Source organism: Saprospira grandis DSM 2844, from assembly GCF_000275825.1.
In the GTDB taxonomy this organism is placed as follows: domain Bacteria; phylum Bacteroidota; class Bacteroidia; order Chitinophagales; family Saprospiraceae; genus Saprospira; species Saprospira grandis_A.
The window spans coordinates 1,092,760-1,118,294 of the sequence record NZ_JH719942.1; the positions used below are offsets into that span (position 1 = coordinate 1,092,760).

19 protein-coding genes are annotated in these 25,535 nt (G+C 45.6%); 2 read left to right on the forward strand and 17 right to left on the reverse strand.

Going from position 1 to position 25,535, the window contains the following annotated elements; all coding sequences use genetic code 11:
- Window positions 1–273 precede the first annotated feature (273 nt).
- Window positions 274–1,281 carry a pyruvate dehydrogenase (acetyl-transferring) E1 component subunit alpha gene (gene pdhA / locus SAPGRDRAFT_RS05090; RefSeq protein ID WP_002657720.1) on the forward strand — a complete coding sequence of 336 codons (1,008 nt, stop codon included), beginning with the start codon at window positions 274–276 and terminating at the stop codon, window positions 1,279–1,281.
- A 282-nt stretch (window positions 1,282–1,563) separates the two neighbouring features.
- Here the strand turns inward: pdhA and SAPGRDRAFT_RS05100 are convergent, their stop codons facing one another.
- Window positions 1,564–2,355 (reverse strand): hypothetical protein, encoded by a 792-nt coding sequence (locus tag SAPGRDRAFT_RS05100; protein ID WP_002657722.1) that lies wholly within the window; start codon window positions 2,353–2,355, stop codon window positions 1,564–1,566.
- Window positions 2,356–2,481: 126 nt separating this feature from the next.
- Between SAPGRDRAFT_RS05100 and SAPGRDRAFT_RS05105 the strand changes: the two genes are divergently transcribed.
- Window positions 2,482–3,297: an IS5 family transposase gene (locus tag SAPGRDRAFT_RS05105; protein WP_002657728.1), complete on the forward strand. Its 816-nt coding sequence runs from the start codon at window positions 2,482–2,484 to the stop codon at window positions 3,295–3,297.
- Between the two features lie 391 nt (window positions 3,298–3,688).
- Here SAPGRDRAFT_RS05105 and SAPGRDRAFT_RS05115 read toward each other — a convergent pair whose 3' ends face one another.
- The 16 genes from SAPGRDRAFT_RS05115 to SAPGRDRAFT_RS05200 form a co-directional block, all read right to left on the reverse strand.
- Window positions 3,689–7,459, reverse strand: coding sequence for a hypothetical protein (locus tag SAPGRDRAFT_RS05115; RefSeq protein WP_002657729.1), 3,771 nt, complete (start codon window positions 7,457–7,459; stop codon window positions 3,689–3,691).
- A 65-nt stretch (window positions 7,460–7,524) separates the two neighbouring features.
- Window positions 7,525–7,941 (reverse strand): GPW/gp25 family protein, encoded by a 417-nt coding sequence (locus SAPGRDRAFT_RS05120; RefSeq protein WP_002657730.1) that lies wholly within the window; start codon window positions 7,939–7,941, stop codon window positions 7,525–7,527.
- A gap of 192 nt (window positions 7,942–8,133) precedes the next feature.
- Complete coding sequence (locus tag SAPGRDRAFT_RS05125; RefSeq protein ID WP_002657733.1) at window positions 8,134–8,424, reverse strand: PAAR domain-containing protein; 291 nt, start codon at window positions 8,422–8,424, stop codon at window positions 8,134–8,136.
- Between the two features lie 21 nt (window positions 8,425–8,445).
- On the reverse strand, window positions 8,446–10,290 hold the full coding sequence (vgrG, locus tag SAPGRDRAFT_RS05130) for a type VI secretion system tip protein VgrG (RefSeq protein ID WP_002657734.1): 1,845 nt from the start codon (window positions 10,288–10,290) through the stop codon (window positions 8,446–8,448).
- Between the two features lie 36 nt (window positions 10,291–10,326).
- Complete coding sequence (locus tag SAPGRDRAFT_RS05135; protein WP_002657736.1) at window positions 10,327–10,515, reverse strand: DUF5908 family protein; 189 nt, start codon at window positions 10,513–10,515, stop codon at window positions 10,327–10,329.
- A gap of 181 nt (window positions 10,516–10,696) precedes the next feature.
- Complete coding sequence (locus SAPGRDRAFT_RS05140) at window positions 10,697–11,386, reverse strand: phage tail protein (protein ID WP_002657738.1); 690 nt, start codon at window positions 11,384–11,386, stop codon at window positions 10,697–10,699.
- 62 nt (window positions 11,387–11,448) lie between these two features.
- Window positions 11,449–11,907 carry a phage tail protein gene (locus tag SAPGRDRAFT_RS05145; protein ID WP_002657740.1) on the reverse strand — a complete coding sequence of 153 codons (459 nt, stop codon included), beginning with the start codon at window positions 11,905–11,907 and terminating at the stop codon, window positions 11,449–11,451.
- Between the two features lie 248 nt (window positions 11,908–12,155).
- A complete protein-coding gene (locus SAPGRDRAFT_RS05155; protein WP_002657742.1) occupies window positions 12,156–12,611 on the reverse strand; it encodes a phage tail protein in 456 nt (151 codons plus the stop codon).
- A gap of 114 nt (window positions 12,612–12,725) precedes the next feature.
- The gene (locus SAPGRDRAFT_RS05160; RefSeq protein ID WP_002657743.1) at window positions 12,726–14,219 is read right to left on the reverse strand and encodes a phage tail sheath family protein; all 1,494 of its coding nucleotides are present in this window, start codon (window positions 14,217–14,219) and stop codon (window positions 12,726–12,728) included.
- A gap of 55 nt (window positions 14,220–14,274) precedes the next feature.
- Window positions 14,275–15,402, reverse strand: coding sequence for a hypothetical protein (locus tag SAPGRDRAFT_RS05165; RefSeq protein ID WP_002657745.1), 1,128 nt, complete (start codon window positions 15,400–15,402; stop codon window positions 14,275–14,277).
- A gap of 310 nt (window positions 15,403–15,712) precedes the next feature.
- Window positions 15,713–16,273 carry a DUF4255 domain-containing protein gene (locus SAPGRDRAFT_RS05170; RefSeq protein ID WP_002657746.1) on the reverse strand — a complete coding sequence of 187 codons (561 nt, stop codon included), beginning with the start codon at window positions 16,271–16,273 and terminating at the stop codon, window positions 15,713–15,715.
- 5 nt (window positions 16,274–16,278) lie between these two features.
- On the reverse strand, window positions 16,279–16,536 hold the full coding sequence (locus SAPGRDRAFT_RS05175) for a hypothetical protein (protein WP_002657748.1): 258 nt from the start codon (window positions 16,534–16,536) through the stop codon (window positions 16,279–16,281).
- Window positions 16,537–16,756: 220 nt separating this feature from the next.
- Window positions 16,757–18,934, reverse strand: coding sequence for a glycosyl hydrolase family 18 protein (locus tag SAPGRDRAFT_RS05180; RefSeq protein ID WP_002657749.1), 2,178 nt, complete (start codon window positions 18,932–18,934; stop codon window positions 16,757–16,759).
- 45 nt (window positions 18,935–18,979) lie between these two features.
- Entirely contained in the window at window positions 18,980–20,866 is a 1,887-nt protein-coding gene (locus SAPGRDRAFT_RS05185; protein ID WP_002657750.1) for a glycoside hydrolase family 18 protein, read from the reverse strand.
- Window positions 20,867–20,909: 43 nt separating this feature from the next.
- Complete coding sequence (locus SAPGRDRAFT_RS05190; RefSeq protein WP_002657751.1) at window positions 20,910–21,944, reverse strand: hypothetical protein; 1,035 nt, start codon at window positions 21,942–21,944, stop codon at window positions 20,910–20,912.
- An 804-nt stretch (window positions 21,945–22,748) separates the two neighbouring features.
- Window positions 22,749–25,433: a T9SS type A sorting domain-containing protein gene (locus SAPGRDRAFT_RS05200; protein WP_002657755.1), complete on the reverse strand. Its 2,685-nt coding sequence runs from the start codon at window positions 25,431–25,433 to the stop codon at window positions 22,749–22,751.
- Between the last annotated feature and the right edge of the window lie 102 nt (window positions 25,434–25,535).

A 25,535-nucleotide genomic window follows, 5' to 3' on the forward strand; every position in this document is an offset into this window, starting at 1 on the left:
GCCTAGCCCTAGCTCCTTACCCCCCTCATAAAAAACAACCAAGCCAACTTGCCCCAAAAGCCCAAGCAGCAACAACAAATAAATGGTACCAAAAGTCTACCCTCAACAACTAAACGCTAAACTATTCCCCCAAAAAAAATCTATCCTTTTGCGCAAAATTTTATTTTGCCCTCCTACTTTAATTAGTATCTTAGCCCCGGAAAGCAGTATTTGCAGCCTTTCAACCGCTCAAAATACTGCAAACCAATTCTTTAAGATAAAAACTTCAGGAATATGGCTAAGCGCAAAAAAAAGCCTGCATTTTCAAAAGAACAGTACCTCTCTTGGTACGAATTGATGTATCTCACACGCAAATTTGAAGAGCAGTGTAATATTGTATACTATCAGAAAAAAATTCGTGGATTTCTCCACCTCTGTATTGGCCAAGAAGCCATCTACGCCGCTATGCAGTCGGCCTGCAGAAAAGAAGACTCTTGGATTACCGCCTACCGCGTACACGGTATGGCCCTAGCCGCAGGCATCTCCCCCAACGAAACTATGGCCGAACTCTACGGTAAAGCCACTGGCAACGTAAAAGGTAAAGGAGGCTCTATGCACTTCTTTAATGCCGAACGCAACTTTTATGGCGGCCACGGTATCGTGGGCGGCCAAATTGGCCTCGGTACCGGACTCGCCTTTGCCGATAAGTACAAAGGCAACGATAATGTCACCCTCGCCCTCTTCGGCGATGGCGCATCTCGCCAAGGGATCCTACACGAAAGCTTTAATATGGCCATGACATGGAAACTTCCCGTCCTCTTTATTTGCGAAAATAATAAGTACGCTATGGGAACCTCTGTAGAACGTACCTCTAATGTGACTAATCTCCACATCTTGGGCGAAAGCTACAAAATGCCCAATAAAGCCATTAACGGCATGGATGTAGAAGTGCTCCACAACGAATTGAGCGAGGCCATCAACTATATCCGCCAAGGTAACGGCCCTATGCTTATCGAAATCGAAACTTACCGCTATAAGGGCCACTCTATGTCAGACCCCGCTAAGTATCGAACCAAAGAGGAAGAAAAGGAATATAAAGAGAAGGACCCCGTAGGCCGCATAGAACACCTTCTGCTCGATAATAAAATGATTACGGAAGAAGAATTGAAGGAAATTCAAAATCGCCTCAAAGAAAAAGTGAAGGCCGCTGTAGACTTTGCCGAAAATTCTCCTCTCCCCCAGCCCGAACAGTTGTACGAGGATATGTACACCCAAGAAGATTACCCTTTTATTAAGGACTAAATCTCTCCCTCAGAAACCCAAAGAGCAATGGATAACTATTTCTGTTGCTCTTTTTTTGTTTTGGGGCCTCCGCCTCGCTTCGCTCGTCGGCGCTACGCTTTGGGGCTCGCTATTCGCTCGGCCCTGCGCAGGCTCCGCCTGCTTGGTCTGGCCTGCGGCCACCCCGCCGCATCGCTAGGCCTGCGGCCCTTCGGGCCTGTAGATCGCAAAACACCAAACCTTTGGACCAAAAAAAGAGCGACTGAAAACTTCAGTCGCTCTTTTTAATGAAATGATGTCTAATTATTCATCCCCATCATCATCTAAGTTCATCGCTGTAGATTGGCCCTTAGGCATCATGCTCGTATCATCCCAGAGCTTAGATACCCAAAAGCGAAGTACCGCCTGTTTCTTCTCTTCCTTATCCAAGTACCCGTAATTTCCAGCTGTTTTTGCTTCTAGTCTGAAATTGTTTTCTGCGCCCGTCCAACGGAAACTGATTTTCCGCCAAAACAAACCATAGCTTGCTTTTACATGCTTGACCACCCCTTGGCCATAAGTAGCCGTGGCAATTGCATAAGTAAGGGCATACTTCGCTCTTTTCTTTCGGCCAGCAGCATGGGCAATAATTTCAAAAGCCTGAACGCCCTCCAAATCTGAAACGATCGGGTGCCAGCGGCCATCGGCAGGGATTTCTCCTTGAATAAAAGTGCCTACCCGACCATTTGCTCCAAGCATGCCATTCACCTCTAGCTTAAAATTGGGCAAAGTGGTCCCGATCCCTACATTACCTCCCTTACGTAAGAAAAGAAGGCTTTCATTTTCGCCATCATTAAAACTGAGTCCTTCACTATGTGGAGTGGGGTTCATAGAAATGCTAAAAGAGGCCTGAGGGTCTCGGATGCTTTGATAGAAGCTCATCAAGCGCTTATTTGGGCCCTGAGTGGCCAACATAAGGCCCTCAGTTGAACTTTGGGAAAAACCATCGTCTACTTTATTGACCGTAGAGTCGATAAGGTCGGCAAAGTTCACTTCAGTGGGGACCATCCCCCTTTTGAATAAATTTTTGAGTGTGCTACGCGTGAGTAAAGCCATTGAGTTGGATACTTTAACTTGAGCTTGTTTAAATTTTTTAGTCAGCAGCTAGACTAAGGCAAAAAAAAATGCTGCAAAGCGCTTATTATTGTTGATTACGACAAAAACAAAAAAAGGCTTTGCAACATGGTTGTGAATTTATCAAAAGAATTTATTACGGAAAAAATATTAGCATTTTTTCCCGAAAAAAAATTGGCTCGAAAAACCAAAGCGCCTCTGTGGCAAATTGTTAAAGCGATAATTTATAGGCTTAAAACAGGTTGTCAGTGGAGAGAATTACCGATACAATCTTTTTTTGACGAAGTTCTAATTTGCTGGCAAACAGTATATTACTACTTCAATAGCTGGTCCGAGTCTGGTATTTGGCAAAAAGTGTGGATCCAATTTCTAGCCCATGAAAAATCTTGTTTAGATTTATCTAGTATACAGCTTGACGGAAGTCATACCCCAGCGAAAAGAGGGGGCGAAGCTGTGGGTTATCAGGGCCGAAAAAAGTCCAAAACCACAAATGCTCTCTTTCTCACAGATAAAAATGGGCTGCCAATCGCTATGTCTCCGCCTTTTGCGGGAAACCATAATGATTTGTTTGAAATCGAGAGTCATTTCCAAAAAATGCTTGCCGATCTGCAGCTTTCAGACATCTCTCCTGATGGTTTATTTATGAATGCTGATGCAGGGTTTGATAGCAAAAAACTTAGAGAAAACTGCCAAAAAATGGGCATTATCCCTAATATTGACCACAACAAAAGAAATAGAAAAAAAGCTTATTATCAAGATATTATAGATGAGGAACTTTACAAAGAACGCTTTTCTGTTGAGCGAACTAACGCATGGATTGACGCATTCAAAATTTTACTCATTCGTTTTGAAAGAAAAGCCGACAACTGGGCGAGTCTACACTATTTAGCCTTTATACTTATTTTCCTAAAACGAAATTTTTAAACAAACTCTTAAATGTAAAGGCGGGTGAATGCCATCAAATTTAAAAAATTGTTTGGAAAAGGCGCAGTCAAAACGATTTTATAATTTAGATTTTCTTAATAACGCCTTTATTTATTGTTTTTTGGGCTTTGGCGAGGCGGCGCAGCCGCCTGCGAGCGCAGCGAGCCATGGCCCAGCGCTGCGGAGTGGGTGGCCGTAGGCCAGACCGAGTTTTTTGAGCGCAGCGAAAAAAACGAAGGGCCGAGCAGGCTTGCGAGCCCCGCAGCATAGCGGCGGCCGCCCCTACTAAAAAGGGCGGCCGCGGGCCCCAAAAAATGGATCTTATAGCACTAAAAAAGGCCCAAAAGTGCGTAGACTTCTGGGCCAAATCGGTTATGTTTTATACTATTGTTTAATCGTCTAATTCTCGTTCTTCGGTCATTACAAAGTCGCCATCAAGCATCATATTGTCTAGGCCAGCTTTGGCTGGAGACTGGAAGGCCACCTCGTCGAGGAGATAGAGTGGATTTTTCTCGAAAGGAATGAGGACAGACCAAGGCGTGGTAGCCTTGAGCAAGGGAGAAGAAGAATTATCGATAGCGGTATCACCTACATCGAAGCCCTCGCCGCTGGGGAAGACCTGCACGGCAGAAAACTTAGTGACAAAATCGACATATTCTCTTTTTTCGATAAAGCTAAGGAGGACATCCTTCGCCATTGTGCCGCCTAATTCAAGTTCTCTTTGGCCGCCATACATCCAGGGGCAGACAAAGTCCATAATATCCTTATTCAATTTTTTGAGGAAGGTACCGTTGTTCATACCTTTTTGGAAGCGGAGACCGCCGGCCACTTTCACTCTTTCGTAGATAGGATTACGGAGTTTGATATCGACAAAAGGCGAAGCTAGCGGGATGAGATAATCGCGGATAGCCTCTAGGGTGGCGTTATTGACCATGGGGAGTCGGCCTTGGTGAGAAGCCTTAATTCTGGGTACAACAACGAGGACCACCTGTCCTTTTTCGATGAACTCTTCATTGCCAATATGCGTCACACATTTAACTTGGAAGATATCGGGAAACTGGTCGAGGATAAGGCGTTCATAATCCCAGGCAGAGACGGCTCTACCTTTATGGCGGAGGCGTTCGCTGCTTCGGGTATAGAATTCTTTTTTATTTTCGCCGGGTCGGCCTTCAAAGGAGCCAAAAGGTTGTTGGACCGAGCGAATTTGGACCAATGGGCTAGCCAGATTTTTAATCTTATTGGGGGCTAATTTTTCTTCTAAGTGTTTCACCTCCTCTTCGGGGTTTCCGGCCCAGGTTGCCGAGATGGCTTGGGTAGAGAGGTGCAAAATGGTGGGCATACGGCTAGCGTCGCCACGGAGCGAGGCGCGCAGCCAGAACTTTCCTTTTTTGAAGATGGTATTATTATCTGAAATATCTCTGGGGATATCGAAAGTGATAATTCCGGAGTTATTAAAGAAATTGGTGGTATCGTTTAGGATTTGGGTTTGCGAGAACTCCTTCCATTCGTCATTAACGAGGAAGCTCCAAACGATTTCGGCCTGTTTTGCTTCGCTGCTTCGGCCCTTCATCATAGAAAAATAGTCTTGATTTTCTTTGAGTTCGAAGTAGATAGAGAGCGTAGCGGGTGGATTAAAATCTTTGACTCCGAGGAAGAGGTAAGCGTCTTCATCGTAGGCGGGAAGCAGAGTGGGTTTAACTGGGCGGCCTTGAGAGAAGTTGCGCATCACACCGAAGGGGTGGATATGGAACAACTCTTCAGCCACAGCTCCAGAGCTATTTACGGTACCGATAGACATGATATTGACTTGGGCCGTAGCGGTATAGTCGATACTCATATTTCGGATAACGGGTGTAAAAGGTTGGTTGGGGAGTTTCTTTTTCTCCTTCGTTTTGGGGTCTGCATTATGGGCAGCCACATCGGCGTAGAGATTGGGAAACTCATCGTGGGCGAAAGCCGAGGGCGGGTTGGTCAATTCCATGCGGAAATAGCCCGTTTGGGTTTCGCTGGTATAGGTATCAATTTGTTTAAGGTTGGCCTGAGGTTCTAGGTCAAAGAGTTTAAGGTCGATATGATTTAGGCAGGTAGTCTTACTAATGCCATGAACATTATCTTCATCTTGTTCGAAGAGGAAATACTCTTTAACATTGTTCTTATTTTTGGGGAAGAACTCCCCTTCTTGGAGGGCCGACAATTTGATTCGGTAATCTTCATTGCGGATACCGAGGCCATATTCTCGATAATAGCCACGGAGGCCTTTTGTATTATCGGGTAGATTATGCCAATTGATATTGATTTTGAGGTTAGTCAGTTCCTTTTTGAAGAGCTCGGTTTTTCCGATAAGGAGATAAGAGCCTAGCTTTGGGGTAGGGCCAAAAGCTTGGAAAGGGATACTACCTTCTAGTTGGCCGTATTCATTGCTTAGGTTGAGGCGTTTGATTCCTTTGACTTCAACATCAATGTTAATGCGTTCTAGGCTTAGCTCTTTAAGGAAAGAGTAAGAGTAGGTCACATTTTCGTTTTTGTGGAGGACCTTCATAACGGGAAGGCTAGTATCGAAATCGGGGCCTAAGACATTGGCATTATAGCCTACGATAGCGGGGGCATTGGCGGATACGGTAGCGAGCAGGCTAAACTCGGGGATATTCCAATTTTCTGGGGGAAGGAGTTCGCAGCTTTTGGCTTCGATCCAACCTTCTTCTCCAGAGAGGACTAACTTCAGGCTATTTTTAAAGACCTTAGAGAAGGCATCTTCTTTAGAGAGGCCTTGATTTCGGCTAATATCCTTAATCAGAAGATTTAGGGTATACATAGAAGACTTATCGAATCGCATGCGCAACTTGATACTACGGTGGCCTTCTTCCATTTCGAGGATAGGGGCAGCCATGGCCCAGCCTACTTCGGCATAGACCATTTGGCGTTCATCGGAGGCTTTTTCGAGTAATTCTTCTCCGAAGGAGGGCCATTCCTCTTCATTATTGATAAAGCGTTTGCCTAGGCCATCTCTAGAGTTGGCGATAGGGGCGGCATACATATTTGTGATAAGGCGATAAGAGCTCCCGATACCGATTTTGGGATTTTTGCTCACAAAAAGCGTCTTGACTTCATCTATTTTAGCTTGGTTTAGTTCTATGCCATAATCGGTTTTATAGCGAATAGCTTTACCGTCTTCATCGACGCCAGCGTCTAGGAGTGTGCCTGCGGGCAGGAAGAAGCTATCAATATGTTTAGCTAAGTTGAAATAGACATTCACCTGATCGGGTTGCAGGCCTCTTTCTTGCATTTTGAGCACATCGTAATAATAGAAATCGAGATGCTTTTCGGTGAGGGTATTCAGGTGGTCCTGATTATGTTTAAAGAGTTTCACGAAAGCGATAAAGAGCGCCAAATCGGGGCGGTGATCATCTTTTTCTTTGAGTGATTTCTCTAGATATTTTGGTGCTTCTTGTACGATATAAGAGAGCACGCTATAGAAGGTCCGAAACTGTAGGCGGATCTTTTTGGTATAGTCTTGAATTTTGAAGTTGGCTCTGGGGTCTTCTGCCTCGATAGCGCGGGCAGAGAGCAACTTTTTAGAGGGGAACCAGATACTATGAAAATGCTCTTCAATTTCATTGGGGCTATAGGTACCTGTTTGGTGAAACTCGAGGAAGCGATCTTGTTCTAGGAGTTCGATTAAATTGGAAGAGAGTTGCTGTTTGATGGCGTTCTCTAATTCGTTCTCTAGTTCATCGGTATCGCCGGGTTGGAGGGTATTCATTTTGAGGGCATGCACATACCAGTCATTAAACTGTTTGGCCATGTCGAACACCTGTGTATAGAGGGCCTTAAGCGCTTCTAGGCGGCCTGTGGTGCGGGCTGCATTTTCTAGCTCGGTAATATATTTGGCGTGTTCCTGCTCAATTTTTTTAAGATCGGTTGCAATAATAGAGGCCAAGAACACCGAGAGGTCATTGCGCAAAAAGCGCGACCAATCTCCTGCGGGGGAATTAGTTTGGTCATAAAACTGGACCATTTCGGCATATTTGGCCGAAAAGGCGAGGAGGTCACTAGTAGAGCGTTCATCTACCTTAATATATTCTGGGATGAGAGCTTTGAGCAATCGTTGGCTCTGCGTTACGCCATTCCAGGACAGGCTAGATTTATTCTTTTTGGTACTCATGCTAAGATGCGCTTAAGAGATGGTTATTGTTGTTCTGATAGTGATAGTAGTGGGGTCTAAAGGAATTAGAGTTCGGTACCTTCTGCGAGATAGAAGGGATAGACCATATTATTACGAGCATTTACGCCCTTAATTTCATAGACCACATTGACATTCACACGGCCACGGAGCTGCTCGCTTTCGTCTACATCTACAGAGATGAGGCGGATACGGGGTTCGTGATAAAGGATAGCCGTAGTAATGAGATCTTGTATACGGATTCGGGTAGCGTTATTGATACTTTGAAAAGCCTGGCTATGGATATCGCAACCATAGCTAGGGTTCATGATTCGTTCGCCGGGGAGAGTAGAAAGAAGGATATTAAGGGATTCCCTAATATCTTCTTCATCTTGAGACATCACAATTCCGCGGGTAGAGTCGCTAAAGCGGGGCGGGAAGCTCCAGCCTGAGCCTAAAAATGATTTTTGGATATCGTCTGACATGCTTAGAAATTTCTTATCGTCTAAAAATTGGGATCAACTATTTATCTTAAGAGCAGAGCGGGCAGTTGCATTGGCCTAGCGCTGCGGAAGGGTGGCCGTCAGGCCAGACCGAAGCCCGCAGGGCTGAAGGGCCGAGCAGACTTGCGAGCCCTGTAGCATAGCGCCGCAGCTTTGCTGCGGAGGCCCCAAAAACTACCCAATCAATACAGTAGGAGCACCAGCCACTACGGCACCACCATGGCCACAAGAGTCGCCGATACGGGCAGCGGGTTTCCCCTCAATCATGACCGTTCCGGAGCCAGAGGCAATAGAATCGCCTGCGCAGGCACAGACGGCAGAGTCGCCAAGGCGGGCGGCTGGAATTCCGGTAACCATAACGGTACCGGCACCGCTAACAATGGGCCCACCTACATGAGGTGAAGGACCGGGGCAAACGGCGGGGCAAACGTGCATATCGCCAATTCGAGCAGAGGGCATTCCCATAACTTATTGATTTTAATACTGTTAATTAATCTTTACTATACCACCTTTCACTTCGCAAAGTCCGCCGCCTTCCAATTTGGCCGAGGCAGAACCTTTGAGTTCCATAGTGGTAGAGCCTTCTCCTTTAACGGCAAGGGCCTTGATAGAGAAGTTGGCGACCGCCTCCATTTTGGTATCGGACTTTGATTTTGTCTCGATGTTAATGTCGGCCTCCATTTTAATATTTTTCTTGGCTTTAACGACAAAGTCGCCATCGGTCTCGAAGAGAATCCCGTTCTTATCCATCAACATTTTGTTGACGTTTACGGGGTCTTCAATCAGGATCGTATCTTCATCATCATTGAGCTCGATAATCATCTTGTCTTCTGTAATGATCTTGACAATATTTTTGCCTGGATCATCTTGAAGTTCAATTCGGGTTTTTCCCTTATTGATAGAAATCGACTTAAAGATGTTGGGGTCTGCGGGAATATGCGTTTCCTCGGTCGTAATTCCTCTGCCGCTACTATACATAGAGCCCAGAATGACCGGATAAGTGGGGTCTGAGTTGAAAAAGCCAACCACCACCTCATCCCCTACTTCGGGATAAAAAACAAAACCGCAATCTTCGGTAGCATAATAATGCGCCATACGGGCCCAAACGCCCTCCCCGGCTTGGTCATCAATAATTGGGATATTGATCAGGACGCGAAATTCGCCATCGGGATCCGAGTCAATTTGCTTGACCACCCCATGTTGCAGCCCATGAATAGCGGGCAACATTCCGCCTGCGGGGCGAGAGCTAGCCGTAATATTGGCCTCCATATAAGGTTGAGGGTCCATACCCAAGCCCACCTCGGTCAACCATTGGCCTTTCATGACCGTATGGCGAATTCGGCTAACATAAGCATCGCCGACAAAGCGAGTTCCAAAGCCAAATAGCTCAATCGTTTTGCCCAATTCCGCCTTAGCAGAACCATAAAACTTGAGGCTGCCTCGGATACGAGAAAGATGTCCTCTTTGATAAACAGAATCGGCCCAAGACTGAATCACATCCTTAGTCACTGGCGGAGTTGTTTTGACCGTATTTTTGGGTTCAATCACTGCCCCCAGCTTTCCAGAGTCCAAATCCCCCTGAGCATTTACAGCAGGTTTGGCTCCATCGGCTGTAACAATAGCCAAGTCGGTATGGCTCCAACAAGTAGCACCCACCTCCGTATATTGATGAGTCGAATCGATATTCATATCCATCTCCACCAAATCATTTCCATAAGAAATGACCAGTTCAGACTTTTCGCTCACCGTAGGTTTCTTAATCGTAATTTCGCCATCATTGATAATGGTCACCAAGCTATTCACATCGGCCCGAGACTGGATAAAATCCCAGTCCGTACTCCAATACTGAATCAGTTTTTTGTGTGTGCCCGAGGTCCCTTCCACATCTGCAGAAAGTCCAGCTTCACTCACCACTGCCGAAATAATATCCGAGTCTGCCTGCTCATAAAACACCTTGTTTTTACGACCAACCGTTAGTTTGAGCGCCTTATCCTTACACTTGAGCACCAAAGAGGCACCACTATAATTAGACTGCTTGATACCGTGCTCCACCAAAATCCCCTTATAAAGAGTTTCCTCCTTACCTGGGCCATACCCCGCTTTCACCTCTACCTCCTTGCCTGGTTCAAACATGGCATCTTCAGAGGTAGGAAACTTTTGCTCCCGAGTATCTCCGTCCTTAAGTGTAATACGTGCATAAGGAATTTTATTCAGCTCCTTAACAATATCTACACTCTCCACGACCATTGTTTTAGGCACCTCAGTTCCATCAATCAGTACAAGTACCGACAGATAGCCTTCGCCCATGCCTTTTACTGGAGAATCTGCCATTTTTCTTTATTTATCTTCTAGTTAATTGAGTCAATTCTATCGATTCATTTTGTACTCCCAAGCTTCCATTGCTCGGCGCACCGCTTCCTGAATCAGGATTTCTTTATCTTTTTCGGTCATGCCTTTTCCCTGTTCCTTTCCATCTTCTTTTCCCTGACCTTTGCCCCCAGCATTTTGTGCATTCACATTGGTGTTGACATTCATTTCTTTTACTGTTACTGCCATAAGCTGTATATTTTTTTGCTGTTTTTAAGCAGGTTTTTTGGGGGCCTGCGGGCTTCGCCCGCCGCTATGTTGCAGGGCTCGCAAGCCTGCTCGGCCCTTCGCAAAATTTCGCTACGCTCATTTTGCTTGGTCTGGCCCTACGGGCCACCCTTCCACAGCGCTAGGCCAAAAACGGCTTCGCTTAATGAGCTACCACCTTAGAGAAAGCGTAAGAAAGTTCAATTTCTTGGACCAGCAAATCCTCTGAAGTAGAGTTGAGCGAGCTCAAACTCATTTTAGAGGGATAGGCAAAATTAAACTCCATAGAAATCAAAATTTGCGGCTTTCCAGATTTTGTCAAGTTGGGGTGCATTACATTTACCTGAATCCCCTTGAGCTTAATTTGCTCATTCCAAGAAGCCATGGCCTCAAAACTTTCTTCACACCATTTGGTCCAAGGATCCGAGCTTTTAATGATATCGGGACGCACCAATCGCTTTAGCGTAATGGCCGAGTTTTTCATTTTGTCGGGCAAGTCAATGGGGTAATTGTAGCCCCCCTCATTATACGTCTTCTTTCCCTCCAAACCAATCTCCAAACCACTCACCTCAATAAAAGAGTTATGAATATTGGTATCACCTGGCGTAGGCAAGCCATTAGCTCCGCCACCGTCTATCTTATTGATTGCCTTTTTCATCATTCCTCCAACCATTCCTCCTACAAAGGTATCTACAGCCCCTTTAGCAACTCCAGCCAAAAAGCTATTCCCTTCATGCTTCTGATCATACATCTGCACATCAAAATAGAAGGCAGGAATAGGTGAGGTCGTTTTTTCGTCCTCTTTCATGACTTCATCTAAGAAGCGCTCAAATGGGCTAATGGTATTATTCATATCTTATTGGGATTATCTACAGCGATTGGTCTAAAAGTTAATATGCTAAGCGGTATTTTATCCTAACCGCCCACCTCCGTTTCAAAATGACGGAAGGCAAACTCCATTTCTTCTACAGCCACCTCATTTTCAGATTCGGCATCAAAGTTAGAGGGAATATATTTTGTAATAAAGGCCTTTTCAAGTCGCCAGATAAACTGCGTCTCCATATTGTGGTCCAAAAGGTGGATCTCAATAGTTCGGCGAGAAGTATACTCTCGACTCACCGCTACCTGGTCAAACAAACGGCTCATTTGATCATCTTGAGAAAACGATCCTTTTTTAAGGGTAATACGGCTGTACTGCAACATACCGGGCATGCGCTCCTTTCCAAAAAAGGGAGAATTACCATCGCGGTACTCAATCACCCCAATTTCAGCCTCCAAACCATCTACAGTTTGAAAAGACATTTCAATTGGACCAATAAACACCCGAAAGCTAAAGCGCGTTAGGGGCCAAGTCATTGTGGAATCTGAACTCATAACATCTATTTTTGAGAAAGCGGCTGCCCAAGTTAACTCGCTAAATACTAGGGCCAAGGCAAGATTTTTTTGGGCCTATGCCCTAAAAATAGCGCTTAGCGATACTGCCTTTCATTATCAAGGAGTTAAGGCTGCTTATAAGTTAAGCGCTTTAGGCTACTAAATTAAAGAAAAAATCTTGATAGCACAAAAAAAACCTAGCAGGTTTTTACCTGCCAGGTTTATTTTATTGCTAAGCTAAGTTAAACTTATGCAGTTTCCATAGTCCACTCTTCGCAGCAGAACTCAAGTTCTTCGATAGCGACTTCAGAGTCAGCTTCTGCGTCAAAAGGAGTAGGAGTAAACTTAGTAACGAAAGCGTTGAGTAGCGTCCAAGTGAAAACGATCTCATCAGCTTCATTCATCAAGTGAATGATTACAGTACGGCGCTCAGTGTGTTGGTGGTCAACTGAAAGCTCTTTGTACCACTGATAGAGGTAGTCATCGCTCTGGAAAGTACCCTTCTTCAAGGTGATGTTGCTATAAGACATCAAACCGGGACGCTTAGTCTTGTAGAAGTTGGTAGAGTTACCTGCACGGTACTCCATTACAGAAATCTCAGTCTCAAGACCTTCGATTGTCTGGAAGCCCAAAGTGTTGGGGATATTGTCAATCTCGATAGAGAAATAAAACTTAGGCAGTGGCCATTCTGTTGTTGCAGACATGATATATGGCGTTTAAAAGTATGATCTAAATTTAAAATGTTGATGCTCTCCCGTTTGAGCCCAAGAGAAAGGCTAAAATGCTTTAGATAGTGATCTCTAAGTTAAGCACAAAGCTTACTCAGCACCACCGGGCATTTTCTGCTGGAAAGTGATAACGATGAATTCAGCAGGACGAGAGATAGCTACTTTTACAGAAACCTTCATGTAACCATCTAGGATATCCTGAGGAGTCATAGTTGTACCCAAACCAACCTCAACTTGGAAAGCCTGATCTTCAGTAGCACCTACCAAAGCACCTGCTTGCCACTGGCTACGCAAGAAAGAACCAATCATTGATTTAACTGCGATCCAAGTGTTAGCGTCATTGGGACGGAATACGAAAGGCTCACAAGCGAACTTCACAGACTGCTCCAACATGATCATAGTACGACGTACGTTGATGTAGCGCCAGTCTTGGCTGTTACCGTCTAGCGTACGAGCACCCCATACCAAAGTACCTTTTCCTACGAAAGGACGGATGGCATTGATTGCTTTACCGCTCAAGGGCAAGTTCAAGTCTTCTTGCTCAGTAGCAGAAATGTTTACAGTAGGTCCAGTTACAGAAGAAACTGATACGTTAGCAGGCGCTTTGAATACACCTACAGTGCTATCTACCAAAGAGTAAAGACCAGCTACAGCTCCAGAAGGAGGCAATACGTTCAACATATCGCGCATTTGACCCAATACATCATTGTATACGGGGCTTACCGCCTTCATGATGTTGTGTACAGCAGTTACGTTAGCATCAGCGTCAGCCATCTTAGCGATTTCAGCTTTGATCAACTCACCTTTTTCAGCTTTAACGAAACCAGCAGCTACGTTGTCATCTACTTCTTTGTTAAGCAACTCAACGAAACCTTCTAGGTTAGCAACATTAGTATAGTCAAACTCATCAGCTTGAACAACAGTAGCTTTCAACCAAGGGTAGTAAGCTGCACCGAAGTCTAGGAAGTTGTTGCCATAAGCCTCACGAGCGCAAGTTACAACATCATCATCTAGCATGCTGCGAGATTCGTTACCGTTCCATACGTCTAGGATAGCGAAGCGGCTACGAGTGTCAGCACCACAATGCTTCAACATTGCTTGTTGTACTGTACCACAGTCACCTTCTTCCAAAGAGATAGCATCGGGAACTACAAGCAAAGTAGGCTCTTGCTCCTTCAACAAAGCAGTGATACCACCACCGTTCTCAGTACCCACTAGGGTCTTGGGAGAAACGTCGTCGTTGTATCCACCAACAGAAACGATGTAGCAAGTTCCACCGCCGTTAGCGTAGAACATTTGAAGGCTACGGAACAACATGTAGTTACCGGCATCAACAGAAACGGTATAGTTGTCACCTTCAGCATCAACGTTGAAAGTAGTTTTGGGAGCACCACCAAAGTAAGATAGGTACTCAACCAATGAAGTAATGCGCATTGGCGTGTTGGTCAAGTCGCGCTTACCAGCAGCGGCTCTCTCTGTGTGGCCAATGAAAGCAGGGATAGCAGTTCCTACTGCTACAACAGAATTCGAAAAGGCGCTTTTTTCTTCGATATAAACGCCTGGTGTTGCATACTGTTTTGCCATGATTTAATTTATTTTGAAAAGTTTAATTGATTTACAAATTTATTTTGTCATCTGATTACAAATATACAATTATTTCGGAAAACACAGCATTCTCAACGTTAAAATCTGTTTTTAATATTGATTTTGCTGAATGGTTAGGTAAATCTGTAATCCATTCGATTCCATTTTTGCCTCTTTTGGTCCGAAGCTTAAAGCGGCTCAGCTGTTTTTCCTTAAAAGGAATGGGCGCTGAAGTTTTGACCAAAACGGCCAGTTCGCCAGAAGGCATAAGCACCTCCTCGGCCTCTTCAAAGTCTACTGTTTCGCCAGCTCGGCCATTATCGTAGGCCTCATGTCCTTTGTGCTGCCTATCCTCATTCATTTCTACTATATAGTAGTGCCAAGGTAAAGCCCTAGCAGGGAAATGGATGTTATACTCTCTTTTAGACAACAACTTTCCCTGCTCATCAAAAAAGCGGTAAGGGCTGTCATCCTCCTTATCGATATAAATATCCACCACGCCCCAAATTCCGGCAGTTCCCTCAGGAGCCAAATAAAAAGTATACTCTTCCAAGCCGTCTAGCTGCAAAATATACTTTCCGGCTGGGGCATCAGGCATAACCACATCTACATGGGCATTTTCGCCTTCCTGCTCCAAAAAGAAATAAGACTGGCCCAACTCATCTACCACCTCGATTTCCGCATCCTCCTCTTCATCATCAAATTCGTAGCGGAAAACAGGGCCTTCAAGTGCTAAGCGATCCATTTCAGAAACCAACTCATCATTAGACAAATTGCCCTCCTCATCTTCAATCTTATCTTCGGCCCGATTTGTAAAGTGATAAATATAATCACCAAACTCATAAGGGAGGCCCGTATAGTTAAGGAAGAAAGCATCTTCTACCTTCATCCAAAAACTTAACTTTAAAGGTTTTTCCAAACTTTCTAAAGCCGGCCCTCCAGAAACTGTCTCGCCATAACCAATCAGCAAATTATTGCCCTCAAAGGCCGTTTTAAGCTGATTTTGCTTTAGGCGAAAAACCGTATCGGAAGTAGGACTAAGAACTACATCTTTACAGATCTGCTCATCAAAGTAATCGTGCAGGATCGCTATGTTTAATAGCTGATTATAGCGAGTTTGGATGTTCAGCAACATATGATGCTCCATCGGATTTCCTCGCCTGCTAAATTTACGTCTCTTCATTAAGCTCTTCTGCTTTAAGTCCCTTAAAATTAGAGAATTTAATTTTGGTCTGCAAAGTTTATTCGCAGTTTTTTTTCTTTTTTTTTAATAAAAGCTAAAATTTAGGCCCAGTTGGCATTTTTCGTAGACCTAGCTAATATCACACTGTCATTAGTTAAGCGACAAAGCCCAACTACAGCCGCCCCATTTGGCCTAGCGATGTGCAGGGGGGGCCGCAGGCCAGACCGAGCAGGCAAAGCCTGCGCAGGGCCGAGCGAACAGCGAGCCCCGAAACGTAGCGCCTGCCGAAGGCAGGAGGCCCCAAACCTTCCTAAATCTTGCGAATAGAAGGAATTTCTGGCTCGGGCTTTTTATGCTCAATCGGAATTGTTTTGAAGCGATAGAGCACCGAAGGCAAATACTTGGCCCCTACCCCATTCCAAACATTAGAAATATCGCGAAAATCTGGCGATACCATTTCGGCCACCAAACGACTGAGGCTGCCCGAAAGTGCGGGCGTATTTTGCTCATTAAAAACGCCTTGGCGGCTTTGGAAAAAAGCGATCACCGAGCTAACAAACTTAAGGCCCTCCAAATAATTTTCATTGGTAAAATAGGCCGAGAACAACATATATATATTGACTTCAACTGGGGGGGTCACCTTAGTAAAATTCCCTCGCTTATTGGGCTGATAAGTCGCCGTGCTGCTCTTATTGCGCTCGGCCTCAATGTTAATGATCGTCATCACGATCTTATCGGCCTCTTGCACCGCCATCGAGCCATCGGCATTAACCAAATGAGAAATGATGACTTTCTCTTCTAAAATATTGTGTTTAGACTGCAAAAAGCGGTTGAGCTCGCCCACCACCGCCGTGACAACTTTATCAATCATAATCCTTATTCTTCTTCCTCCTCAGCTTCTGGCTGAGTTAGTGTTTTGATAGAAAGCGCAATAAAACGCATAATATAGATGCCCAAAAAGGAGGTGAAATAACCAATCAAGTACATCCAGAACACCCAGTTGCGCTCAATTTCACTCATATTCACCACCTCTCTGGTATAACCAAAGAACCAAAGGAACACCACCGCCATAGGCAGCGAGACGATCAGGGCCACAATTAGCCAAATGAACTCTCTTGCGATTATTTTAAACATGCTCTATTTTTGTTAGCCTCGATATCGTACAAGGTTGTTTTTGATTTTTATTTTTTGGGGCTGCCCCTCCTTTCAGTCGGGTCGGGCTGTGTCGCAGCTCGCAGGTCTGCTCGGCCCTGCGCTTTTTTCGCTTCGCTCAAAAAGCTGGGTCTGGCCTTCGGCCACTGCTATCCATCCCTCAGCCTGCGGCGGCTTTGCCGCCTGCTCGCCGCAAAAGGACCTAAGGCAATCGTTTTTGTTGGCGCTTGAGGAGCATGCTCGCCACCCAAGTTAAGAGCCCGCCCAAAATGGTCCCTACTAAAAAGGTGGCCACCCAATTATTGAACAAGCCCAAATTATTGCCAATTAACAAAACAATTGTGGCAAAAAGGACCAAGTAAAAAATCCGGAAAGCGCCACTGTAAAACATCACATCTCGCACCTTCCAATCTAATAAAGAGAAGCCAAAACCTAGGGCCATAAAAAACAGCATGGCCAAAAGGGTGGAGAAGACTACGCCATTTGTTTTTTTAATTTGGTAGGCAATCGTATAATGGATTTTATTGCTCTTGGCCACCTTATAGCGTTCAATTCGCTCTAGCTTAGTATTCCAGATCTCTCTAGCGGCAAATTTTTCTTCTAAAGTTCGCCAAAGCTCGGTATAACCATGATCATAGCTGAGGGCCCAAACGGCCACACCGCCCATTTTCTTTTCTAGTGCGAGGTCCATTTTCAGGCCCAAACTCGTCGAGTTATCAAAGTAAATTTCTTTCAAGGGATTGCCTAGGGTATCTACCAAAACGCCAATCATACTATTGTGCATTTTATCGTAGCGCACCTTAAGGCGGTTGGCCCGGGCCAAATTCCGAATTTCAGAATAGGCCATATAGCCTTCAAAGCTCACGCCCTTATCGCCTTCTAGTGCCCAAACCGCACCGTGGTAAGGCAAGCCAAGGACCAAGCTAGTGCTGTGCTTGGCTCCAATTTCCTGAACATAGCGGTCAATGGTTTCCTCCAGACTTTCTTCCAGGCTATCCGATTCGGAGATAATGCCTTCTAGGCCAGAGAAAAGGTCAAATTCATGAATTTGAATGGTGTCCTGCTCTGGCTCAAACAAAAACATATTGACGGGATTGCGGGCTGCATAATATTTGGCCAGTTCTGCCCGGCAGGCGGTTGCTTTTAGGGCTCGGCGCAAATAAGGGTCATCTCTTAGATCTTGAGTTGCTCGGATAATGCCCAAAACGGTCCCCAAATCATAGGTATTATACTCTAGGTTGGTAATTCCAGCTCTGAGGATATACATATTCAAGGTATCGAGCAACTGCTTTTTATAGCTATCGGTATGTAGTAGATCAATGCTTTTAATGGCAGAAGAAGTGCGGAGCACCGAATCGAGGCTAATATTTTTTGAGTAGCTCATATAGCTACGCTTCCATTTGGCTTCTGGCTTGAGCAAGGGCGTTAGGGGCACCTTACTTACCCCTGTGGGGCGGAGGTGGAAATTATAGGCAGAGACGATAAAAACGTCTACCCAATTTTGCAAAAAGCCTAAGTCATAGACCTTTTCGGGATCGCGTAGCGGCAAGCTCATTGCGATAGTAAAATTGGGATTTTCTTCTCTTAGGGCAAAAGAAAGCTCTCGGACAAAGTCTTGAAAATCGGCTTTATACTCAATAGGGAGTTCTTCAAAGTTAATTTCTATGCCATCGCCACCTGCATAATTGAGCACCGAAATAAGGCTATCAATCAGGTTGCGTTGGACCACCTTGGCCGAAGTGAAGAAGATTTCGCTACGTTCGCCTCTATGGCAAGAAAGCGTAAGCATGGCTTTACAGCTATCTTTATGGGCTGTTTTTACAAAATCGCCATTTTTAAACTGATCAATGGCTTCAAAATCTTCATAGCCTCCGGTAAAGGGGTTAAGTTTATAGGCATAAAAAGCGGCATGAGTAAGTAGACCGAAATTATAGTTATGAAACTTATCGCCGGCCCAGGCGGGGTGCCAGCCCCAAACCACTAAATTTTGTTTACTGTTAATCTGAGTAGACTGTACATATACGGCAGGTTCTTGCTCATACATTTCATCAGCGCCCAAAGGTTTTTCGTATCGAGAGTAGCGGCCCTTAGCCATTACCTTTCGGTCAGTTTCCGTAGGCATACCCCACCAGTGGCGGGCTAGCGTTCTGAAGCGGGTTTGGCTCAGCTCCAAGACCACCTTATTTTCAATAATGGTATCTTTCTCGCGCAGCTTTTCGAGTCGTTGCAAGCGCAACTCCGAAGAGTCTTCGGCTGTAGGTCTTAGGATTTGGGTACCGTTGAGCTCACTACCATCTAGCTGTGCCAAGAGCGTAGTAGTTGCCCAGGCAGAACAGAAAAGGAGGAGGAACAGGGTCCGTATATGAGTCCAGATCAACATAAGTCTTAGGAATAAAATCGTCTGAATAAGAAATTGGGGTCTACATTAAGGGGCTTTAGCTTGCTGCTTATCCACCAGATAGATGACGCCATAAGTAAAGAAGCCGCCAATCACGAGGCCGAGCAACAAAATAGAAGCGCCACCACGGAATAGGCCATAATAAGAGCCCACCATGAGCAGTAGTGCCGAGAACCAGCCCAGGTAGATCATTCTGAAGCGGCCATTGGCAAATAGGGTTCTACGCACCTGCTTATTAAAGAGGGCCATACAAAAGCCTGCGGAGGCAAAAATGGCCCAAAAGAGCAAGACGGCTAAAAGGGTAGCTCCCCAGCTTCTGGCTGCTTTACTGGCTGCGCCTAGCTTTTCGTAAGCTTCTAGCTTGGGCATTTCTATGGTGGTAAACTCTGAAGAGAGGGTATTCCATACATTATAATAGCCCAAATCGTAGCCTAGGGGCCAAACCCCTACTCCAGCCAAGCCCATATCATTGATAAATTGATATTTGAGGCGAAGCGTACGCACATCATCATAGTAGAGTTCGGTACGTTCTATATCATCAATTTGTAGGGCGCCCCCTACTTTCTTAAAGATCGTATCTTCTTTGGCCCAAACATAAGAGTAGTAGTTAGAGTCAATTCCTACGGCTGTACTATCTCGCATCACAAAATCATTTTGGATTTTGCTATAGGGCACATAGCCTTCTAGATCAAAGCCACGGTTGCTACTTTTCCAGAGGGTTCCATAATTGGGCAGGGCCAAAATGAGTCGGTTGGTGGCATCTCGCCCAATAGAGGCAATATAATGCTCTACTGATGAGCGAATATCTTCTTCGCCAGAAGCGGCGGTAAAGTTAAGCGGTGCTCCTGGTTTCTTAATAATTTCGCCTGTTTTGGGGTCATTGTGGTAATCTATAGCCTTAATGATAAAGAAATCGACATGTTCTTTCATTTTGCCCAGATTAAACACCCCTTCAATATCTACAGCTGGAACGCTCATACAAACCGCTAGGTCTGGCGAAACTGCTCTTAGGGTAAAGGAAAGTTGGCGAACAAACTTTAGGAACTCTATCTGGGCTAAGGCGGGCACATTCTCAAAGTTAATCTCTACGCCATCGGCCTTAGAGGTATCCATCAGGTAGACAATATTATCAATGAGGTTTTGCCTTTGCTTGGCATTTTCGGGAGCCAAGAAAAAAGCATTATTATCATAGCTATGGCTCGTAATACTAAGCAGCACCTTACAATCTTTGGCATGAGCGGTGGGCACAATGCCATTATCGGGATCATCGCCCCCCAAAAAGTCATGAATAACGGTAGAGTCTAGCGCTTCTCCAGTATAGGGGTCAATATCGTAGCCATAATAGGCAATGGCCGAAAGCAGGCCATAGTCATAGGTTTTGTAGGCATTGCCATTAAAGTGTGCATGCCAGCCAAAAACGGTGACAAACTGGCTAGCTGTTCCTTTGACCAATTTAGGCACTCGAAACTCAGAGCTATCGATAGCGCTAATAGAATCTCTTTGGCGCTCAAAATCGAGTTTAGCGGCTAGGTCGGCATCGCTAGGGGTCATCCACCATTGGGTCAAGAGGTCAATAAAACGCTTTTTATTGTTGGGGTTTTCAATATCCCGCTTTGCGTTTTCGTCCTCAATCAGTTCTTCTAAGGTGGGGTCATATTCCCGTTCAAAGTCTTCTTTTTTAAAAGAGGGTAGCTGTTTATACTCATCGGATTTGGTCCGATAAGCATTTTTGACCGTTGTTTTTCGGCTTTCAAACTCATCGCGCAGGGCCCGAGTAGCTTTTTTCTCTAGGGCGTTGCCTCCGCCTTTTTTGGCAGTTTGGACGGCAATACGGCTTTGTCCCCAGCTATTGCTTGCCAAAAACAAGCAGCTAATCAGGAGTAATTTAGCCGTTATATGAATGAAAATTCGCATTTCGTTCTGCTTTTCAAATTCTCAATGGGGTGTCTAGCTAGCCTTATTCGGCTTTAAATACGGGGATTTTTTTCTGCAAAAAGATTTCTTGCACCCGTTCCCGCTTAATAATCTCCAAGATTTCGGCTCGTTTGAGCTGAAACTTGGCCACCTTAATATAGACCCGAACTCCGGTGACCGTATTGAGGTTTCTGAAGCACATTTTGAGTTGCTTATAGGTTCCGGCTTTATAGGCGGGGATCACTCCAAAAGGAGCTGGGTTGAGGCCTTGTGTTCCTACATAATTATCGTTAGCTCGAGGGTCTTTAAAGTCGTATCGGAGGTTTCGGGCCAAAGAGTTGTTGGCCATAGGGAGGGTTTCGGTGAGGCCTAGTCCGTAGGCCATTAGGGGTTCAGAAACCTCTGCGGCAATCCAGCTAAGCTTAGGGTTGGCCTTGAGGTTTTGGTATTCTTGATGGGTTTTATCGCCAATGCCGATCCAGTAGACGGCATATTGATAATCGCCATCGAGTAGGGCTTCGGTGATACAGCTATCGGCTAGTGATTGATAATCGAGGGCGGGCTGTAGGTCCAGCTGAATTTCGGTAATATCTGGATAGGGGATAGTGTCGGGATAGGCGGTGCGCATGGTATCAATAGAGGTAGTGACCATAACATCATCGAGGACCAGGGAGTCTTGAAAAGACATGGCTGGAAATTTATAGATTTGCATCCGAAAGGTCCGGCCCAGTAGTCCTCTATTTTTCATCACAAAGTTGTGCGTTCCGTCTTTAGAGGCCATAAAAGACTCTCGTTCTAGGCTACGCACTTTTTTCATGCGCATTTTAAATTGGGTACCAGGCAATTCTACAATGAGGCGGCCCAATTTGCGGGCACCAATAGTTTGCATATCGATGACTACTTGTTCGCCTTGTTTGAGGTCATAGGAGAGCACCTTTTTTTTCCAGGCACCCAATTCTACGAGTTCATCAAAGAGGACAATTCGTTCGTCGTAGGAGCTTTGGGCCTGTAGGGGGCTATATAGCAGGCATAATAATAGGGCAAACCACTGCCAATGCAGCTTTTTGGGTATTCTCATATATCCGTAGCATCTAAGGTTCTGAAGCAAGTTTGGCAATTAAAAGTATAGTGTGTTGGCCAAAATTTGCTAGTACAAGCCCAAATTAAAGCTTTTTTCAAAATTAACCTTAAAATTCTAGGGCCTTTTCTAAACAAAACCTTAAAGGTCTATCAATCGTCTACCTTTCAAAGTTTTAGGGCCAAATGTTTTCTAGATTTTCTTTTGGGGCTGCCCCAGCCTTTGGCTGGGTCGGGCTGTGTCAGGGCTCGCAGGTCTGCTCGGCCCTGCGCGGGCTTTGCCCGCTGGGTCTGCGGCTTTGCCGCCCCCTTTTCCATCCCTCAGCCGGGGCGCTGCGCGCCTTGGCAGGCGGCTTTGCCGCCTGCTATATGAATGAGCTGAGGCCCGGAGGGCCGAAGGCTATGCAGCTAGTGTTGGCCCCCAAGGCCAACGCTAGCTGCCCCCAGGCGGAGGCGGCTTTGGAGGGTCTTTTGCCTGAAATGCAATATGTTGAGGGCCAATTTTAATAAAAAGCAAGAAAAAAAGTGGCCAGCCGCCTACCGCCGGCCGGGTCCAATCAGCCCGCAGGGCTGTCTAAACAAAATGCCATTTTGCAGCGGCTCTGCCGCTGCAAGGGCCTAGCGCTGTGCAGGGGTGGCCGTTAGGCCAGACCCAAGCCGCCAAAGGCGGCTGCAGGGCCGAGCAGGCCTGCGAGCCCCGAAACATAGCGCCGCAGCAAAGCTGCGGAGGCCCCAAAAGAAAAAAGTCTAGCCCTTAAAAGAGCTAGACCATTTTCAGTGCATCAAACGCAATGGGGATAATAAATTAGTGTTGGATAACCAGCTTTTGGCTCTTGATGAGCTCCCCAGCCTTGTTGCGGAGCAAGACCACATAATGGCCATTGGTCCAAGACTGAATATTGAGCTCTAGGCTTCCTTCTGTAGGCAATCCTTGACGCTGAAACAAAGGCTTACCTTCCAAATTGAGGACCTCTACTTGTAGATCGCCCTTTGAGGCTGCAGCAAAACGCATTTGAAGCATCGTTGCGGCAGGGTTGGGGGTCACCAAAAGGTAGTTGCCCGTAGTAAAGGTAAATCCACCACGGTTGGGCAAGGGAGTAGAACCACCAGCATCACAATCCTGAATCAATTGGAAATTGCCCAAGCACTCCTGCTGACAGCCATTGGCATCAATTAGTTGGTAAGTATATTGGCCAGCAGCTAGGCCCGTAAACTGGCCGCTATTGTTGTTTTCTACGGTTTGCGTAGTCAAATTGGCCAAGCTAATTTGGAAAGGGGCCGTTCCGCCACTGAGGCCCAACTGCAAGCTTCCGTCATTATTATCGCAGCCAGGCTCTTGGCTACTTAGCACAGACAAGCTGATGGGGTCGGGCTCTACTACGGTTAGTTGTGTTTGTTCGGTACAACCATTTTGGTCCACCACCTCTACAGTATAAGTGCCTGCACAAAGCTGATCAATTTGATCTGTTGTGGCGCCATTGCTCCAGCTATAGCTGTAGCCAGCACTACCCGTAGCCACTACGGTAGCACTTCCGTCGCAATCGCCAGCACAGCTTACTGCGGTTGCAGCAGAGGTAAGGCTAAAGCCAGGCGTGCCCATCAAGACAAAAGTGGTATCATAAGAGCAACCATTGGCATCAGTAAGAGAAAGTTGGTAGGTTCCTTCGGCCAATCCAGTAAGAGGCGCATTAACGGCAACCATTTGACCATTTGCCGTTAGGGTATAAGGAGCCGTTCCGCCATCTAGATTTAGGCTAATGCTTCCGTTATTTTGGCCACAGCTAGGCGCTGTAAGCCCTGTAAAGTAAAGGTCTAGAGGTGCTGGGCTAATCACTTCTATGGGCTCCACATAAGAGCAGCCATTAGCATCTAGCACCACCACTTGATAATTGCCCGCTGCCAATTGGTCGAACTGTGGACTTGTAGAGAAGTTGCCTCCAACAGAATAGATATAAGGAGCGGTTCCGCCAGTAGCCATAATATGGATACTTCCGCCATTTCCGGCAGTTGCACAAAGTTGATTTTCTACATCAACTTGAGCATTTAGGGGTTGAACTTGGCCATCAATTTCAAAAGAGAGGCTAGAGCAATTGGGTTCACAACCGTTTACATCCTCTACCCAAATGCCATATTGGCCAGCAGTAAGATTGACAAAAACGCCAGAATTATTTTGGAAAAGCTCTCCAGTGGTCCAGTTGATCACAGAATACTGATAAGGAGCGCTACCGCCTGTAGCGTTAATAATAGCTTGGCCATCGTTGGTTGTACAGGCCAAATCTTGAGTAGCGTCTAGGCTCACATTTAGGCCAGCGCAGCTGCCACCGCCTGTAGTTCCGCCCACTACGTTAATCGAGTAGGTGTAGGTGTTTTGGCCCACCAAAGGACAGGCATCATCATGAACATTGAGGGTAAAGCTATGAAAACCTACATCAGCTGCCGTAGGCGTCCAGCAAAACAAGCCATTTTGGAAAGGGAAACCAGAAGTGGTAAAGACTGCTGCGGGAATTGCCCCATTATAGCTAATAAAGCTATGTTGTCCAGAATCGGGATCATTAGAAAAGACCTCAAAGCAAAGTTGCTGACCAACGACAATTGTGGTATCAAAAACTTGGCTACCGTTCATTCCAGTCAATGTGGGAGCCTGGTTTTGGCACTGCACCACCGTAAACTGGATATCACGAACAATTTCTCCGATTTTTTGGCCATTTCTAAACTCTTCTACTAAAACGCAGAGTACGCCCACCTGCACCATAGAAGGTACAAAGCTAAGGGCTCCAGTTGCGGGGTCAATGTTTACGCCATTTTGCGTAAGCAAAGGAGAGCTTGCAGAAATTCCCTGAGCGGCATTATAAGTTACCGGTACATTAGCGGCATCATAGCAATTGGTTAGTGAATAGCGCAAAGAATCGCCATCCATATCCACTGCTCCATGATTATAAAAAACCGACTGTCCTACACAGGCAAAAGGCGTAGGGTTATTCAAAAAGGTAGGCGAGTTATTACAATTGCTCAAGGCAGTATTCAGCTCTGTTTCAATGTACATCATATTAGAGCCAGGCGTATTGAGCGTTGTAATTGCATTATTGCGACAACAAAGGCTCCAGCTAGCGGTCCAGTCTGTACAAGTTGTGGGTAGTGTAACTACTGTTTCATAAGTATATTTTTCAATTCCATAAATACCGCCACCGCCATTACAGGCCGTACCCACAATACCCGGACAAGAGGGCGTAATTTCCACTACTCCAGCCTGCATCAAGGTGCTGCTGATTGTTCCACAATTGGGAGAACTTAGTTCTAGGGTGTAGCTATTGGCAGCATTGATACCATTACAATCTCTATAAAATTGTAGGCTAAACTTATATTGTCCATTACCTAAACAGACATAAGTCAAATCTGCACCCATAGCATGTGTGGCCTTTGCTTCTTGCGAGGAAAAGCCCAAGAGGAGAAGCATAAAGAACAGGCCTGTTCTTAGCATAGATGTTTGCATAAAAATTTGGTTTTAATGCGTTTGATGATCTGTTAAGATAACGGTTTGTTAAGATATTTAGCTGCTTTAGTGAAACATAATTCCTTGTTTAGGATAGGAGTC

Coding starts and splice junctions, on each gene's coding strand:
- pdhA (WP_002657720.1), top strand. CDS start 274: ATGGCTAAGCGCAAAAAAAAGCCTGCATTTTCAAAAGAACAGTACCTC.
- SAPGRDRAFT_RS05100 (WP_002657722.1), bottom strand. CDS start 2,355: ATGGCTTTACTCACGCGTAGCACACTCAAAAATTTATTCAAAAGGGGG.
- SAPGRDRAFT_RS05105 (WP_002657728.1), top strand. CDS start 2,482: ATGGTTGTGAATTTATCAAAAGAATTTATTACGGAAAAAATATTAGCA.
- SAPGRDRAFT_RS05115 (WP_002657729.1), bottom strand. CDS start 7,459: ATGAGTACCAAAAAGAATAAATCTAGCCTGTCCTGGAATGGCGTAACG.
- SAPGRDRAFT_RS05120 (WP_002657730.1), bottom strand. CDS start 7,941: ATGTCAGACGATATCCAAAAATCATTTTTAGGCTCAGGCTGGAGCTTC.
- SAPGRDRAFT_RS05125 (WP_002657733.1), bottom strand. CDS start 8,424: ATGGGAATGCCCTCTGCTCGAATTGGCGATATGCACGTTTGCCCCGCC.
- vgrG (WP_002657734.1), bottom strand. CDS start 10,290: ATGGCAGATTCTCCAGTAAAAGGCATGGGCGAAGGCTATCTGTCGGTA.
- SAPGRDRAFT_RS05135 (WP_002657736.1), bottom strand. CDS start 10,515: ATGGCAGTAACAGTAAAAGAAATGAATGTCAACACCAATGTGAATGCA.
- SAPGRDRAFT_RS05140 (WP_002657738.1), bottom strand. CDS start 11,386: ATGAATAATACCATTAGCCCATTTGAGCGCTTCTTAGATGAAGTCATG.
- SAPGRDRAFT_RS05145 (WP_002657740.1), bottom strand. CDS start 11,907: ATGAGTTCAGATTCCACAATGACTTGGCCCCTAACGCGCTTTAGCTTT.
- SAPGRDRAFT_RS05155 (WP_002657742.1), bottom strand. CDS start 12,611: ATGTCTGCAACAACAGAATGGCCACTGCCTAAGTTTTATTTCTCTATC.
- SAPGRDRAFT_RS05160 (WP_002657743.1), bottom strand. CDS start 14,219: ATGGCAAAACAGTATGCAACACCAGGCGTTTATATCGAAGAAAAAAGC.
- SAPGRDRAFT_RS05165 (WP_002657745.1), bottom strand. CDS start 15,402: ATGAAGAGACGTAAATTTAGCAGGCGAGGAAATCCGATGGAGCATCAT.
- SAPGRDRAFT_RS05170 (WP_002657746.1), bottom strand. CDS start 16,273: ATGATTGATAAAGTTGTCACGGCGGTGGTGGGCGAGCTCAACCGCTTT.
- SAPGRDRAFT_RS05175 (WP_002657748.1), bottom strand. CDS start 16,536: ATGTTTAAAATAATCGCAAGAGAGTTCATTTGGCTAATTGTGGCCCTG.
- SAPGRDRAFT_RS05180 (WP_002657749.1), bottom strand. CDS start 18,934: ATGTTGATCTGGACTCATATACGGACCCTGTTCCTCCTCCTTTTCTGT.
- SAPGRDRAFT_RS05185 (WP_002657750.1), bottom strand. CDS start 20,866: ATGCGAATTTTCATTCATATAACGGCTAAATTACTCCTGATTAGCTGC.
- SAPGRDRAFT_RS05190 (WP_002657751.1), bottom strand. CDS start 21,944: ATGAGAATACCCAAAAAGCTGCATTGGCAGTGGTTTGCCCTATTATTA.
- SAPGRDRAFT_RS05200 (WP_002657755.1), bottom strand. CDS start 25,433: ATGCAAACATCTATGCTAAGAACAGGCCTGTTCTTTATGCTTCTCCTC.